Genomic DNA, 15,386 nt, shown 5'->3' with positions numbered 1-15,386 from the left:
GCCAGTCGCCCCGATACGGTTGCGAATCGTTTGATTGCCGTCATCGATATCGGTACCGGTGCGATTCGTATGGAGATCGCTGAAATCAAAGCGGACGGAAGCGTAAATACGCTGGAGAAGCTCTCGCAAGCCGTGACTCTCGGCGAAGACACATTCCAGATGCGTAACATTCAAAAAACGACGATGGAGGAATGCGTAAGAATTCTCAAGAGCTACCGCCGACGGTTGGATGAATATCAGATTACCAGCGATGATCAAATTCGCGTCGTCGCTACCAGCGCTGTTCGGGAGGCCGACAATCGTCTCGTCTTTACCGACCGGATCTTTATCGCAACCGGTTTCGAAATTGCACCTCTGGATGAAGCGGAAGTGAACCGGATCACGTATCAGGGAATTCGGCCTTATCTGACAGCAAAGCCAAATCTTGACGAGGCGCGAACAATCGTCACTGAAATTGGGGGAGGTACGACCGAACTCTTACTTGTACAAAATGGAGATGTCTTATTCTCAAATAATTATCGACTCGGGGCGCTGCGTTTGCGCGAGATGCTGAAAGGGTATCGCGTTCCGTTATCCAAAGAACGTACGATCATGGAAAATCAAATCGAGCGTGTTGTCGAGCAAATCGTACATGAAGTACCAAGTGATAAATCAATTAAACTAGTGGTTCTCGGCGGTGATGTGAGGTTTGCCCTGTCCCAATTGCGACCAGAAGATGAAATTCCTGACCCTACCAATTCACCTGACGAACTGGACCGAATCAAAGTATCTGAACTTAGCAAATTTACAGATCAGATTTTACAAAAAAACGAAGACCAACTTGTTCAAAACTACCATCTTTCCTTTACCGACGCCGAAACTCTGGGACCTGCACTGCTGGCATACACGAAACTGGCAGAAGCCTATCAGTTAAAACACATTTACGTCACCAAGGCAAATTTTCGAGATGGCCTGCTGAAAGAAATGGCAGACCAGCAAAACTGGTCGGATGAATTCAATCGACAGGTTATCCGTTCGACCATTGATTTCGGTAAGCGATTTGACTTTGATGAAATACACGCCAGACATGTTGCATTTCTAGCTGACACCCTGTTCCAGTCACTGCAAAATGAGCACAAACTCGAATTGCGAAATCGTCTGTTGTTATATACTGCCGCCTTGTTGCATGAAATTGGAATTTATGTGAATCAAAGTGGCTACCATAAACACTCGATGTACTTAATCAGCAATGGAAATTTATTTGGTCTAGGGCAGACAGATCTGCTGCTGGTTTCATTAATCGCCCGCTACCACCGGAGGGCTTCCCCCAAAGCTACCCATCCGGGCTATGCCACATTAGATCGCTTAAATCGTATTGCGATCACCAAAATGGCTGCCATTCTGCGAGTCGCTGATGCGTTGGATTCTTCCTATAGTCAACGCGTTAAAGAAATCGAATGTGATATTAAGCAGGGAAAATTGATTATCTCCATCCCCCATGTCGAAGATGTTTCATTGGAACAGATTGCACTGGTGGAAAAAGGACCATTGTTTGAAGAAGTTTTCGGGCTCAAGGTCCAGTTGAGGAAAAAATAACAGGCAAATGAAATGACTGTGCTGATGAGTTTTTCACAACCATAATTTTTAAATTCCGTTTTTTTACAACAGGTTAAACATGGCTGCTAAAGCATCAAAATATCTGAATCGGGAACTTAGCTGGCTGGAATTTAATCAACGAGTTCTTGATGAAGCCCATGACACTTCGATTCCCTTATTGGAACGATTGAAGTTTCTGGCGATCACCAGTTCGAATCTTGACGAATTTTTTATGGTCCGCGTGGGTGGGCTGCATTTATTGAAAACGAGCGGCAATACAACGGCTGATCCTTCAGGTATGACACCCGGTAAGACATTGAAAGCAATCAGTTTGCGGGCTCACCAAATGATGGTCGATCAATATCAGTGCTTACTGGATGAAATCGAACCTGCTCTAGCTGAAGTCGGGTTCCACAGAGCAAAACCTCAGGAACTGTCCGACTCTCAACGACGCATTGTAGAACATGTTTTCCGTGATGAGATCTATCCAGTCTTCACCCCGATGGCAGTGACGCCGGAAATGGATTTCCCTTATCTGATGAATCAGACATTGAATATGATTGTTCGTCTGGCACCAGATGAAAAAAGTGAAAATTCTGACAATCGCTTTGCAATTATTCCTTTTGGCAGAACAGAATTTCGATTTATTACACTTCCCTCGGAAGGCGGCTATCGATATTTGCCTATGGAAGATGTGGTGAGCCTGTTTATTGAAAATTATTTTCAAGGCGAAAATGTTCTGGAGAGCATTCCCTTTCGTGTTACCAAAAATGCGGATGTCAGTCTGCAGGATGAGTTTGCTTCCGACCTGCTGCATCAGATGGAAGACATGCTGGATCAACGAAAAAAAGGAGGTTGCATTCGTCTGGAAGTTGCCGAAAATGTTTCCATAGAAACGCTGGAATTTCTGGAACGTGGATTAGATGTGCTGGACGAAAACGTTTATCGTATTCCAGGTCCGTTGGATCTCACTGCGTTTATGAGGCTGACAGACATCTCCGGATTTGATGCGCAAAAAGCAAAGACCTGGCCTCCTCAACCCAGTCCCGACGTGGACCCTGAAATCACGATGTTCGAAAATGTCTCCCGGCAGGATATTTTACTCTGCCATCCCTATGAAAGTTTCGAGCCCATCGTCCGACTGATTGAAGAAGCAGCCGTTGATCCAGATGTTTTAGCCATCAAACAGATTTTATATCGAACCAGTAAAAACAGTCCGATTGTAGCTGCTTTGATTCGAGCAGCAGAACAGGGAAAGCATGTAACAGCCCTTGTGGAACTCAAGGCTCGTTTTGATGAAGCGCGGAATATTGAATGGGCCAAAAACCTGGAACATGCCGGCGTTCAAGTCATTTACGGCGTGAAAGGACTCAAGACACATGCAAAAATCTGCTGTATCGTCCGCCGCGAACCACAGGGGATTCAACGCTATCTCCATTTTGGTACAGGAAATTACAACGACGCCACCGCAAAAATTTATAGCGACATCAGTTATTTTACTTGTGATGAAGCATTGGCTTCTGATGCTGTCAACTTTTTTAATTCGATTACAGGCTACTCTCAACCCCAGAAATATCAGAAACTAGAAGCGGCTCCCATCAGCCTGAGGGACAAAATTCTGGATCTGATTCAGCATGAGACGGAACGAAAAAAGCAGGGACAGAAAGCCCGAATCGTGGCTAAGGTTAATTCGCTGGTCGATCCGCAAATCATCGATGCTTTGTATGAAGCTTCTGAAGCAGGTGTGAAGATCAAACTGAATATCCGCGGAATCTGCTGCTTGCGTCCCGGTGTTTCCAAGTTAAGCAAAAATATCGAAGTCGTCAGTATCATTGATCGATTTCTGGAGCACGCCCGGATTTTCTATTTCTATCATGGTGGAGACGAACGGGTCTTTATTTCCAGTGCCGACTGGATGCAACGAAACCTTGATCGGCGCGTTGAATTACTGGTGCCGATTGAAGATAAAAAAAGTTCCCGTAAGGTCATCAAAATACTCAACAGCTATTTTGAAGATAACGCCAAAGCCCGCATATTAAACAGTCAAGGTGTTTACGAACGCATCACTCCCAGTAAGGAGAAAAAGATCGTAAGCTGCCAACAGGTTTTGTATGAGGAAGCGGTCGCTGCTGTAAAGCAGGCTGAAAAAGCAGGTCGTACCACTTTTGAACCACACATGGCCCCGGGAGATCAATAGCCGTTAAATTCGTTCAAATTGAACCGGTAACAGTACACAAGAAACCAGTACAATATCGACCTGCTCTCTGGCATCCTGTAATTCTCAATGAAAATCCGATGAATTATAAAGTCCATATCTCATTAAAATTAAATGAGTTACGACTTCGTGTTATCTTTGGGCCTCGAATTTTTGATTGATTCAATATAAATAGGTATTGCCACAATTAAAGGATTTGCAAGAATAAGGTTAGATCATGTATCGCACCCACGCAGTGCGATAGGACTAAAGCCTGTGTTCTAGTTGGAGCTACAAACCGATGATGAATCAGGGAGTTTATCCAAGAATAGGAGGTGATTGAGTGGACAGTTATTGTTGTAGCCAGAAAGGTGGTTGTTCTTAGCGACTGCTGGCGGGTTGTCATAGACGACCACCACTCGTAAGGGTCACCTCGATCCTAACGAAATTAGACTGGAGGCTGACCTGCGCGAACGTGGGTCAGCCTCTCTTTATTTACAACTTGATTCACAACTTGAAGTAATAAAAAACAGCACCGGAATGATCATCCCGTGCTGTTTTCGTAGATATATCAAATTCTGTCAGTCGTCATTGATCAGACTTCGTTGGGAACAACGAATGGCTTACGATACTGTCGCGTTAGATACTTATCTGCTTCGGGATCATTGACGAACTGTTCCGTTTTGGGATTGAAATTGAGTTGGCGTCCCAACCGATAGGCGATATTGCCCAAGTGAGCAATTCCGGAACTGGTATGAGCCGTCTCAACAGGACCATTCAAAGTCTCCGACTTTCGTGAACGCACGGCGTCGAGGAAGTTTGTGAAGTGAGCCACAACCGGATCATCGCCACTGTTCTTGGGACCCGGTTCTCGTTTTTGTCCCATAAAGATCTCGTAGGATTTATATCCCTTGACGACCATATAGCCTTCGGAACCGTAAAAGATATTGCCGACAGTCGCGCCATCTTCTGTATTCGTGTTCCACGGACGCACTTCAAACTGGATCATCTTGTTTTCATCCGGATAGAAATAATTAGTCGAGAGCAACTCTGGGGTTTCCTTATCGTCATCCCACAGAAATTTCCCCCCCATGGCCGTGATTTGTGAAGGAAGTTTGACATCTAGCCCCCACAGGCACATATCGGTTTCGTGAACTCCCTGGTTTCCTACATCACCGTTTCCATAATCCCAGGTCCAATGCCAGTTGTAATGCACTAAACGTCGTGAGAAATTGGTCTCCTGCGCGGGTCCTTGCCAGAGATTCCAATCGAGATAGGCTGGAGCCTTTTCATCAGGTTTGCGTCCGATAGAAGCCCGCGTGCGGAACACCAGACCGCGGGCCATATAGACTTTTCCAATCGTCCCGTTTCGCATATGTTCGACTGCTTCCTGAATTGCAGGCTGGCTACGGAGTTGTACTCCATGTTGAACAATGCGCTTATATTTGTGTGCTGCCTCGATCATTTTGCGGCCTTCGAACAAATTATGTGAGCCTGGTTTTTCCACATAGACATCTTTTCCCGCCTGACATGCCCAGATCGTAGCCAGAGAATGCCAGTGGTTTGGAGTCGCCACCGTCACCACATCAATGTCGTCTCGATCAAAGACTTTTCGCATGTCTGTTTCGGTTTCAACCTTGCGACCGTATTTTTTCTCAAAGTCGGCTGCGCACTTTCCCAAAACCTGCTCATCGGGATCGCAGATCAACACGACATCCGCGCCTTCGATTTTCCCAATGGCTTTAATATGCGTCTTACCACGACCGTGGACCCCCAAAACGGCGACTCTGATTTTTCCATTTATATCTGCGCGTGAGGTATTTCCCAGCAGTGAAGTCGCGGTGATTACCCCCGCGCTGGTTTGAAGAAAATTACGTCGCGTGAATTCACTCATAATCGATCCTTTTATCTGTGTTTTTGAGTATGTTGTCGTTTTAGATTTTCGGCTCAATTTCCGGCTGAAACAACCATATTATCCTAAGCATCGCTCCCGGCAATGTCCAGACAATGAGCAGAGTTCCGCTGAATAAACACCTTCGAATTCCTAAACACTTTGAGAGATCAATCTTTGTAAACCGGTGCGTATACAAAATTTGACAGCAACCCGCCTCTCGCAAGACAACATTGTATACATCGCGCGAGAGTAACGATATTTCCACGTGTGTGAAAGGTTTTCTGTGACAATTCTGAGTCATTGAAGTTCCTGTTTTTTTGCCTCTCTCATTATTCAATCTCGCAATTCCGATGGCGATCTGCTGCCGCAGTAAGTATCATCAAAAGCTGGAGTTCAAATAAGGATCTCCATGCGAAAATAATTTTTGTTTTACATCCTGAGATGAGAAGACGACTATGGCTGATCAAAAAACGCTGCTGGCAATTGGTGCTCATTTTGATGACTGTGTTTATGGTGTTCCCGGAATCATGCTGAAAGCGGTGGCGAAAAACTATCGAGTCGTGCAATTAATTCTGATTGGCGACTACAGCAACTGGCCCCCCACCAAAGGTCGTGAAGACATTTTCAGAAAATCGGTTATCAGCATCGCACAGGACTATGGCGTCGAAACGCGGTTTCTTGATTTCGCGTCGCATCAATTTGATACCAACGAAAAAACGAAACAAAAGGTAGCGGGTGCGATACATGAGTTGAAACCCGACATCGCATTACAATTGTGGGAGCACGATCACCACCACGATCATACGGTCGCATCACAACTAAGTAAAATTGCCCTCAATCATGGCGGTCGGGTTCTCAATGAAGATCGATTTCGAGGCCCCCGTAAGATCTATCACTACGACAACGGCCCGGGACACACCATCGGCTTTGAACCAGATACCTTTGTAAATGTCTCGGATTACTGGGAGCAATCAATGACTTGGCTCGGCCGTTACATGGCCCTCCAGGGAAATATTAAGTATGATCCCAAAAAACCGCATGGTGCATTACGGGGAAAAGAAACACTGGCCCGCTATCGTGGTCAGACTTGTCGCGTAAAATATGCCGAGGCACTCTGGGCACCCCGAAAGTATCCCGTAGAAATTTTATAATATTTCGATCTCGAGCGTGAATCAAAGTCCCGAATTAAAGCCAGTTCCGCGCACTGTCTCAAATTCAATGCGAAAGTTTTACGATGAGTCTGGCAGAGCATATAAAAGTATCATTAGAACTTCCCACATATATTGTGAATCATTATCTGGAAGATTTGACTGATGAAAATCTGTTAGTCAGACCTGCTGAAAAAATGAATCATATTGCCTGGCAACTGGGGCATCTGATATCCAGCGAACACTTTCATATAACAGAAGTTTTCCCCGATTCGATGCCAGTAATACCGGATGGATTTAAAGAACAATATTCAATAGAAACCGCAACCAGTGAAAACCCTGCTGATTTTCTCACCAAAGCTGAATATCTCCAATTGATGCAGCAACAACGTCAGGGTACTTTGAACGTGCTCTCAGAACTCAGTGATCAGCAGCTCATGGAAGCTTCGCCCGAAACCGTTCGCTATCTGGGGCCAACCGTGGGCTCTGTGTTCGCCGGCGAGTCCACTCACTGGATGATGCACGCCGGTCAATGGGCGGTCGTCAGACGAAAATTAGGGAAACCGCCCCTGTTTTAGTTTTTGTGTTCCCTCTCTGGTTGTTCAAATGGCTCGGGTTGGATCCATTTGGTATAAACACGCGGTGTATTAAGAAAACTGAACTTTGCGCCTGCTGGCGTTTCAACGGTGACTGCATAGAGGTATCCGTTCATCTCACCCACGAGCCGTGTATGAAGAATCTGATTCTTGTCATTCGTATGAACCAGCAATCGAATCTGTCCTTCAAGACCAGAATACGTATCAAATTCTCCCTGTCTGTTTTCTGTGAATTTGAGATCCTGTCTGAATCGATCCAGCATACGATTCGTTGCGCGAAAAGTTCCACCGGTGGGACTCACCACTTTTTTGCCGCGAAACAAAACATTGCGATCATCATAAGCCAAAACAACGAGAGTGCGTTTTTGATCTCCCTTGAGCCAGTTTAAAAACTTTTTTCCATGACCATAGGCCTCACTGAACGAGTAGTTAGCATCCATAAAAACAAATCGGTCTACCTGTTCAGGAATCGTTTCAGAACCGTTGAGAAATCCCCACAAGAAACTTCCGCCTCCACTATGACAGGCGAGTGTGATCTGCGGTTTCTTCAATGGAATCGCATTCAGAATCTCAGCGATAACCTTTCGAATCAGTTTTGGATTATCGGGATGGGAGGCGCGCCAGCGAGGCCAACTCAAACCCCGGGCCTCCAGACAGACCAAAATCAGATTTTCTCGTTGATTCAGAGACTGCCATTTCCGGTGCTGTGCCCCGATATGCTGAATATCATAGTGCCAATCGCGTCCTTCCTTCTGTTGGCACCCCGAAGTCTGCTCGATGGTACTTCCGTTGGGAGTCGTAAACAGAATCACACGGCTCGGCTTTTCAGGCATGATTCGCTGGGGTTGTGGAGCGACAATAATTGCGCGTATTTTCGGTTCCAGTTGCAGATAAGAAATCTGCTCTTCAAACCAGGGACTTTTTTCAAAGCCCGGCCAGCGTGGCATTGTCGCGTCTGCTGCCGTCAAAACTGATGTGCACGACAGTACAACGAACAATATCAAGTAAGTGAACCGGTGCCGCATTCTATATTTCTCCAAAAGAATCAGGCTGCAATCTACATCCTATCGAAACTTCAATTGGGTATGAATCTTCTACATCTGTTTCTAAGATACCATAATCTGACTGTAAAGCAGCAACAGAATGGGCTCCATTCTTTGAACACGTAAGCAGACCATTCCTTTCATGAAGATACGGAACAGAAGCGCAGATGATACCTAAAGCGATAGATGGTCTTTTTGATCAGATTGGCGAAGAGAAATTACAACAATTGATTAGCGCCTTTTACAACAGAGTGAAAACAGATGATATTCTTAAACCCATGTATCCCGCAGAGGATATGCAAGGTGCTGAGAATCGCCTGAAGGAATTCCTCGTCTATCGGCTGGGAGGCCCTCAGCGTTATTTAACAGAACGTGGAAACCCGGCCTTGCGCATGCGACATGCTCCCTTTACCATCAACCAGAGTGCCCGCGATCGCTGGATCGCTTTAATGAACAGCGCCATGGACGAGATAAACTTCACAACTGAGGTTAGGTTTCCTCTTGAAGTCTTTTTTGAACATATGGCAAGCTTCCTGATTAACCAAGCTGAATAATTTTCGTAATTCCCTTTGCAAAAAACGGATTCAAGCATGAAACTGGACGAAAGACTACAGGCTGACAGTAAACATATTTATGAACTCGAAGAATCGACGCTACTGCTGATGAACAATTCGCTGGTCGACTGGTTCATGTTAATACCACGCTGTGACGAAATTGAATTTACGAAGCTGCCCTTCGAACTCCAAACTGCGATTTTAAAAGAGATCAATCTGGTCGCGCAGTTCATACAGGATCAATTCTCACCTGACAAACTCAATATCGCGACTCTCGGCAATGTCGTCAGCCAAATGCACATCCATGTGATTGGCAGAAAATTTAATGATCCCTATTGGCCAGCCCCTGTGTGGGGACAGGCTGGAAGCCGAATTTATACAGACGATCAAGTCGCAGAGATTAAACAGGCCTTTGAACATTTTTTTGCGACGAACAACACTCAGGCATAACGATCAGATTATTTTCCCGTTTTAAAACATTTCCATAAATTGATTGACGAAAACAAATGACAAAGCAGCCACTTCGTATCGGCATCCTGGGAATGATCCACGATCATGTCTGGGATCATCTGCCACAATTACAACATTCCGAGAACGCAGAACTTGTTGCTGCCTTTGACACGAATCAGGTGTTACGCGATCGTATCAAAAACGAATATGGCTGTCCTGTTTATGAAACACCAGAAGAATTATTTTCACAGCATGAATTAGATGGCGTCTATATTTTCAGCAGTAATCAAGCAGGAGCAGAGCTTGCGATTTCCGCGTTAGAACGGGGAATCCCGGTGATGATCGAAAAGCCTATGGCTGCCAATCTGTCTCAGGCAGAAGCGATGTTTGCTTTGGCTCGCGAAAAGGATGTCTGCCTGATGGTGAATTGGCCATTTACCTGGTGGCCTCAAATGCAACACGCCATTACGATGGCCAAAGCGGGTGAGATTGGAGATATCTGGCAAGTCAAATACAGAGCCGCCCATGCCGGCCCGAAAGAGCTGGGCTGTAGTGACTACTTTTGTGACTGGCTGTTTAACCCGGAATTAAATGGAGCCGGCGCCATGATGGATTACTGTTGCTATGGCTGTGTTCTCTCCAGCGTTTTACTGGGTTTACCCGAATCCATCACGGGCATCGCCGGTCAGTATCGGCCAGAACCTCTCGGCGTCGAAGATAACGCGCTCATTGTAATGCAATATCCGAAAGCAATCGCAACCGCAGAAGGTTCCTGGTCACAGGTCGGAAAACTGACAGCTTATGCCACTGCCATTTATGGCACAAAAGGTACCTTGATGATTGAACCACAAAAGAAAGGGCGATTGATGCTGGCCACCGAAGACCAACCTTTGGGTAAAGAGGTCAAGGTCCAATGTCCCCTGCTCTACTTACAGACTGCCACCGAACATTTCGCACATTGCGTGCAAACTGGTGAAGAACCGTGGGAACTTTGCAGCCCCATCGCGAGTCTGAATGCTCAGGTCATTCTGGAAGCAGGCATACAGCAGATCAAGTAGGAACCATTGGGGAAGTAACTCTGTTTTTCACTACCGGTCTATTATCTCTCCCTTCCGCGTCGTAGAATAAAACTGGAAACTAAATTTAAAGCGAAGGAATGAGATCATGGCTGTTTCACATGCGGGAGCGGGTGAATTAATAAACGTTTGCCCTTTAGGCTCTCAGTTGGAGTCTATAAAAACAACAACGCTTGTCAAAACCGACCAGCTGCAAATCATTCGTCTCATCATGCAAGCGGGAAAGTCGCTCCCCAACCATAGTGCCCCGGGAATCCTGATCATTCAATGTCTGGAGGGGCGTGTCATCTTTCAGTGTCTGGGTAAAACTCATGAACTCAGCCCGGGGCACTTGTTACACCTTCCCCCAGCCGAACCTCATGCCGTTGAATGTCTGGAAACTGCTTCACTCTTGCTCACAATATTCAGCACACCTGTTCCCAATGGAGAATAAACTGGTTTTGGTTTTAACGGAAAGTTAAGCATGATTGCCATTTTAAATAAAATTGAGCGATCTCACATTTTTTGAATTCCATAACACTCTGATTATTAAACTGAAACCGCGCTTTAAACTATAATGCAAGAAGAGTTACCATCACATTGGCAAGCTGGAAGGAGCGAATTATGAGGAGTCTTTTATTAATCATCGTCTGCGGAATTTTGTTCGGAGGCTTGGGAGATCAGGGGGATTATTTTTCTCCCGTGCTCGCTAAAGAAAAGGCGAAGCCTAAAAAAAACCCCACTCAAGAGAATGTGTCAAAATTTATGCAGGCGAAACTGGACAGCTCTAAAGATGTTCTGGAAGGACTGGTTACGGAAGATTTCGATCTAATCCAGAAAGCAACGAAAAAAATGATCGACATGAGTAATGCCACTGAGTGGCAAGTCGTAGAAGGGCCGATCTTCGCTCAACAAAGTGCCGAGTTCCGCAATGCTGCGAAAGAGGTCTCGAGATACGCGAAGAAAAAGAATGTCGATGGCGCTTCTTTAAGTTATCTGCATCTGACAATGACCTGCATTGCCTGTCACAAACAGATCAAGAAAAGCGTTGTCGTGATGAGATAAGTCTGCGCTGCGAATGATCATAAGCTGACCTGCCTCATCTCGAAAGAGCACACAATGCAGCATGAATCGATAAAAAAACTGTTAATGGAACAGGGTGTAGAGCTTGTGCGTGCCATCTATGTCGGTCCTGATGGAATCGCACGCGGGAAAGCATTTCGACCTGATAGTCTTGATGAAATACTGGAGTCCGGAATCGGACTGACCCAGGCACAGGCTTCGGTAACGGTATTTGATCATTTGCCCGAGGAAAGTCAATTTCAACCTGTAGGCGAAGTGCGCATTCGTCCCGACGTAAGTACATTTCAGGTGTTGCCCTACCTCCCGGGGCATGCCAGAATGCTCTCGGATATAGAAACGATAAAAGGCCAACCTTGGGAACTCTGTCCGCGCAGTCTGTTAAAGACATTGCTGAATCAACTCTCTGAACAGGGAATGGTCATTCGCGCAGCTTTTGAAAATGAATTTACCATTCTCAAAAATGTGAATGAAACATGGCAGCCCCTGGAACAGTTGAACTGTTTCAGTTCTGCTGCGATGGATCTCGCCAGCCCTTATGTGTTACCCATCATTTCCGCTCTTGAACAACAGGGAGTGATGGTGGAAAAATACTACCCGGAAGCGGGCCACGGTCAGCATGAAATTCCAGTACGGCATCAGGCTGGTTTGCAAGCCGCTGATCAGCAGGTTGTGTTTAAAGAAACAGTACGTGGTACCGCGTCGGCAAATAACTTCCGTGTCTCATTTATGCCCAAGGCAGCGCCAGATTCTGCAGGCAATGGTTGTCATATACATTTCAGCCTCTGGGATTCGAATTGCGAGAAAAACTTGTTTTTCGATTCCTCCGGAGAATATGCTCTCTCAGAAATTGCCCGACACTTCATGGCGGGAATTCTGAAGCATGCACCCGCTCTTATGGCGTTTACTGCTCCGACAACGAATTCCTATAAACGTTTTGTTGAACGTTGCTGGAGCTCTTGTTATGTCTGCTGGGGACCTGATAATCGGGAAGCAACCGTGCGTGCTGCCTCTGGTTTCAAAGGACAGGAATCCGCTACCGTAAACCTGGAATTTAAACCTTCTGACCCGACATGCAATCCTTATCTGGCATTGGCGGGAATTATCTGCGCAGGCCTGGATGGAATAGAGAACAAAGCCGATCCGGGGGAACCGGTCTTAACGGACCCGGCCTTACTTTCGCCTCAGGAACGACAGTCACTTGGAATGGCAGGCTATCCTACTGATCTGAGTGCAGCACTGGCTGCATTAGAGCAGGATGAAGTGCTGCGAACCGGCTTTGGAGAAAGCCGCATTACTGATTACATCACGATGAAACGGGCTGAAATCGAAATGATCGATTCTCTCGGAGAAGACGCCGAACAGTCTGCCTATCTATTTCGCTTTTAAAATTCACTGATTTGTATCAGAATGATCAATGGTGATTTTGACTATGACTTACAACTTTGTTGAACAGGTGACAAAATGAGACGATTGCTGGCTCTATGTATTCTGTTAGTACTACAACAAGAAGTTTTGTTTGCCGATGAGAAGATCATCGATATCGGTTCACGGCGTGAGTTATTCGTGGATCGACTGATTGTAGAAGACCTGAAAAACACGACATTGAAACTTCATACCCCACAGCTCATGCCCCCCGTTTCACCGGCCCGTCCACACGGACATTACGCGACAGTATTGAAAGCCGATGACAAGTTTCAATTCTATTACCGCGGCGATACGAAAGCGGGAAATCACTGGAAAAAAGGCTGGGAGCAATACCACGATGGCGAGGTAACGCTTTATTCTGAAAGTAAAGATGCCATTCATTGGATACAACCAAAACTGGGAATCTATAAAGACCATCCGACGTTCCCGGCAGGCAATGTCGTCCTGATGAATGAATTTCTGGTCACTCATAATTTCACACCCTTTATTGATACGCGGAGTGGCGTGCCGGCTGAGCAAAAATACAAGGCTCTGGGAGGGTTGGCCTATCAGCCTAACCAACACCTGGAAGTGAAAAAAAGACGCGGTCCCGGCGGCCTCAAGGCGTTTGTATCTCCCGATGGAATTCACTGGAAGAAACTTCAGGAAAAACCTGTCATACCTGAGGAATGGGGTAAGTATTTTGATTCACAGAATTATGCGTTCTGGTCTGAAAATGAACAGGCTTATGTCTGTTACTTCCGCCGTTTTATTAAAGGCTATCGAGGTATCGCGCGTACGACATCCAAGGACTTCATTAATTGGACACCCCTGGTCGAGATGCATGCCAACTTACCGAACGAGCATCTTTACACACCCTGTACTCAACCTTATTTCCGTGCACCGCATATCTATTTCGCTTTGCCAACGCGTTTCATGGTCAAACGTGGGGCTGCTACAGACATCCTCTTTATGAGCGCTCGTGGAAGTGCCCAGTTCAATCGTGAATTTACTCAATCCTTTATTAGACCTGGAATTGGAAGTAGTGGATGGGCGAACCGCGCCAATTATGCAGCCATTGGTATTCACCAGACGGGTCCCGCCGAAATGTCATTTTTTCTGACTGGTGGTCGACGATATGCGATGCGGCTGGATGGAATCGCTTCCGTGAACGCGCCGCTTGAACAAGGAGAGCTGACGACAAAACCACTCAAGTTTGTCGGCAATGAACTGGAGATCAACTATTCCACCAGCGCTGCCGGCCAGATTCTGGTGGAACTTCAAGATGAGCATGGTCAGCCTATTCCCGACTTTACGATTGAAGATTGCGAACCCATTTACGGGGATCATATCGCGCGCATCGTGAAATGGAAAAACGGTTCAGATCTGGCCAGTCTCGCAGGCAAGCCTGTTAAAATTCGTTTTGCAATGGAAGATGCCGACCTCTTTGCCCTGAAGTTCAATCAACAAAGACGAGTATCTGCTACAGATAAACCATATAACAAATTTGATTGGGATATTTTAGTAGATAAAAACTATGCACATCTTCCTGGGATGTCGTTTGTCAAAGAAGATCCCCAATTGCCGCGTGTCCTGCTCATTGGCGATTCCATTTCGATTGGTTACACCGTTACTGTCAGAAAACAACTGGCTGGCAAGGCGAACGTCCTTCGCATTCCTGAAAACGCGGGACAGTCAAGCAATGGAGTTCAACGCTTATCTCATTGGCTCAGTCACCAAAAGTGGGATGTGATTCATTTTAACTGGGGACTACATGACTGCTTTCGAAATATTTCTCTTGATCAATATAAGACCAATTTGAAAACGATCATAAAAACATTGAAGTCAACAGACGCGAAACTAATCTGGGCGAACTCAACACCGATACCAGAGAATAACCCCTGGGAAGCCGTCGCTGGCATTGAGAAGAAATATAATTCAGCAGCTAAAGCGATCATGCTAAACAACGGAATTATGATTAATGACTTGCACTCATGCATCGCACCAGAATTCTCAAAGCATAATGTAAAACCGGGTGATGTTCATTTAAAATCAACGGGAAGTATACTCTTAGGAAAGCAAGTTTCTAATCAAATCCTTGCTTGTCTCACCCAGAAATAAATAATCTGAAATCACATCGAATCATCCCACTCACTATTCGTCACAACAGAGATTTATTTTATTCGTGACTTGATATGCAGGTAATTCCTTAAAAAAATGGAATTGATTCCCTGTCATCGGTTTAGAGCGAATTCCTAAGACGGTAGACTTAAGTGTTGAAGTTGATATTCGCTACTAGAGTGCGTCCATTTTAATCATAGAGGATTCGATACTAAGATACTCGAACCGAATGGTTCTGGAGACGCTACAATAAACCTGGATACAGGCTA

13 protein-coding genes are annotated in these 15,386 nt (G+C 45.7%); 11 read left to right on the top strand and 2 right to left on the bottom strand.

Going from position 1 to position 15,386, the window contains the following annotated elements:
- Both Q0668_RS14165 and ppk1 read left to right on the top strand, forming a co-directional pair.
- On the top strand, positions 1-1,575 hold a 1,575-nt coding region (locus Q0668_RS14165; RefSeq protein ID WP_298865805.1), incomplete at its 5' end, for an HD domain-containing protein.
- Between the two features lie 79 nt (positions 1,576-1,654).
- A complete protein-coding gene (gene ppk1, locus Q0668_RS14160) occupies positions 1,655-3,772 on the top strand; it encodes a polyphosphate kinase 1 (protein WP_298865804.1) in 2,118 nt (705 codons plus the stop codon).
- A 592-nt stretch (positions 3,773-4,364) separates the two neighbouring features.
- Here ppk1 and Q0668_RS14155 read toward each other — a convergent pair.
- The gene (locus Q0668_RS14155; RefSeq protein ID WP_298865803.1) at positions 4,365-5,663 is read right to left on the bottom strand and encodes a Gfo/Idh/MocA family oxidoreductase; all 1,299 of its coding nucleotides are present in this window, start codon (positions 5,661-5,663) and stop codon (positions 4,365-4,367) included.
- Between the two features lie 455 nt (positions 5,664-6,118).
- On the opposite strand from Q0668_RS14155, the gene Q0668_RS14150 reads away from it, so the two are divergent.
- Positions 6,119-6,814, top strand: a complete 696-nt coding sequence (locus tag Q0668_RS14150) for a PIG-L family deacetylase (protein ID WP_298865802.1) — start codon at positions 6,119-6,121, stop codon at positions 6,812-6,814.
- Positions 6,815-6,897: 83 nt separating this feature from the next.
- Positions 6,898-7,389 (top strand): DinB family protein, encoded by a 492-nt coding sequence (locus tag Q0668_RS14145; RefSeq protein ID WP_298865800.1) that lies wholly within the window; start codon positions 6,898-6,900, stop codon positions 7,387-7,389.
- Here Q0668_RS14145 and Q0668_RS14140 read toward each other — a convergent pair.
- Positions 7,386-8,354, bottom strand: a complete 969-nt coding sequence (locus Q0668_RS14140; protein WP_298865798.1) for a hypothetical protein — start codon at positions 8,352-8,354, stop codon at positions 7,386-7,388. The genes Q0668_RS14145 and Q0668_RS14140 overlap by 4 nt on opposite strands.
- A gap of 263 nt (positions 8,355-8,617) precedes the next feature.
- Between Q0668_RS14140 and Q0668_RS14135 the strand changes: the two genes are divergently transcribed.
- The 7 genes from Q0668_RS14135 to Q0668_RS14105 all read left to right on the top strand — a co-directional run bounded on the left by Q0668_RS14135 (position 8,618) and on the right by Q0668_RS14105 (position 15,117).
- Complete coding sequence (locus tag Q0668_RS14135; RefSeq protein ID WP_298865796.1) at positions 8,618-9,004, top strand: globin; 387 nt, start codon at positions 8,618-8,620, stop codon at positions 9,002-9,004.
- A gap of 36 nt (positions 9,005-9,040) precedes the next feature.
- A complete protein-coding gene (locus Q0668_RS14130; RefSeq protein WP_298865794.1) occupies positions 9,041-9,454 on the top strand; it encodes an HIT domain-containing protein in 414 nt (137 codons plus the stop codon).
- Between the two features lie 56 nt (positions 9,455-9,510).
- A complete protein-coding gene (locus Q0668_RS14125; RefSeq protein WP_298865792.1) occupies positions 9,511-10,512 on the top strand; it encodes a Gfo/Idh/MocA family oxidoreductase in 1,002 nt (333 codons plus the stop codon).
- A gap of 106 nt (positions 10,513-10,618) precedes the next feature.
- The gene (locus Q0668_RS14120) at positions 10,619-10,963 is read left to right on the top strand and encodes a cupin domain-containing protein (protein WP_298865790.1); all 345 of its coding nucleotides are present in this window, start codon (positions 10,619-10,621) and stop codon (positions 10,961-10,963) included.
- A 170-nt stretch (positions 10,964-11,133) separates the two neighbouring features.
- Entirely contained in the window at positions 11,134-11,574 is a 441-nt protein-coding gene (locus tag Q0668_RS14115) for a hypothetical protein (RefSeq protein ID WP_298865787.1), read from the top strand.
- A 54-nt stretch (positions 11,575-11,628) separates the two neighbouring features.
- Positions 11,629-12,978 (top strand): glutamine synthetase family protein, encoded by a 1,350-nt coding sequence (locus Q0668_RS14110; RefSeq protein WP_298865785.1) that lies wholly within the window; start codon positions 11,629-11,631, stop codon positions 12,976-12,978.
- 75 nt (positions 12,979-13,053) lie between these two features.
- Positions 13,054-15,117 carry a GDSL-type esterase/lipase family protein gene (locus tag Q0668_RS14105; protein WP_298865783.1) on the top strand — a complete coding sequence of 688 codons (2,064 nt, stop codon included), beginning with the start codon at positions 13,054-13,056 and terminating at the stop codon, positions 15,115-15,117.
- The last annotated feature ends 269 nt before the right edge of the window (positions 15,118-15,386 follow it).

The organism is uncultured Gimesia sp. (assembly GCF_937910335.1).
Taxonomy (GTDB): domain Bacteria; phylum Planctomycetota; class Planctomycetia; order Planctomycetales; family Planctomycetaceae; genus Gimesia.
This window is presented reverse-complemented; position numbering and strand designations above follow the sequence as displayed.

What these genes read in the sequence shown, in the direction of transcription:
- ppk1 (WP_298865804.1), top strand. Translation starts at nt 1,655, where the DNA reads ATGGCTGCTAAAGCATCAAAATATCTGAATCGGGAACTTAGCTGGCTG.
- Q0668_RS14155 (WP_298865803.1), bottom strand. Translation starts at nt 5,663, where the DNA reads ATGAGTGAATTCACGCGACGTAATTTTCTTCAAACCAGCGCGGGGGTA.
- Q0668_RS14150 (WP_298865802.1), top strand. Translation starts at nt 6,119, where the DNA reads ATGGCTGATCAAAAAACGCTGCTGGCAATTGGTGCTCATTTTGATGAC.
- Q0668_RS14145 (WP_298865800.1), top strand. Translation starts at nt 6,898, where the DNA reads ATGAGTCTGGCAGAGCATATAAAAGTATCATTAGAACTTCCCACATAT.
- Q0668_RS14140 (WP_298865798.1), bottom strand. Translation starts at nt 8,354, where the DNA reads ATGCCACGCTGGCCGGGCTTTGAAAAAAGTCCCTGGTTTGAAGAGCAG.
- Q0668_RS14135 (WP_298865796.1), top strand. Translation starts at nt 8,618, where the DNA reads ATGATACCTAAAGCGATAGATGGTCTTTTTGATCAGATTGGCGAAGAG.
- Q0668_RS14130 (WP_298865794.1), top strand. Translation starts at nt 9,041, where the DNA reads ATGAAACTGGACGAAAGACTACAGGCTGACAGTAAACATATTTATGAA.
- Q0668_RS14125 (WP_298865792.1), top strand. Translation starts at nt 9,511, where the DNA reads ATGACAAAGCAGCCACTTCGTATCGGCATCCTGGGAATGATCCACGAT.
- Q0668_RS14120 (WP_298865790.1), top strand. Translation starts at nt 10,619, where the DNA reads ATGGCTGTTTCACATGCGGGAGCGGGTGAATTAATAAACGTTTGCCCT.
- Q0668_RS14115 (WP_298865787.1), top strand. Translation starts at nt 11,134, where the DNA reads ATGAGGAGTCTTTTATTAATCATCGTCTGCGGAATTTTGTTCGGAGGC.
- Q0668_RS14110 (WP_298865785.1), top strand. Translation starts at nt 11,629, where the DNA reads ATGCAGCATGAATCGATAAAAAAACTGTTAATGGAACAGGGTGTAGAG.
- Q0668_RS14105 (WP_298865783.1), top strand. Translation starts at nt 13,054, where the DNA reads ATGAGACGATTGCTGGCTCTATGTATTCTGTTAGTACTACAACAAGAA.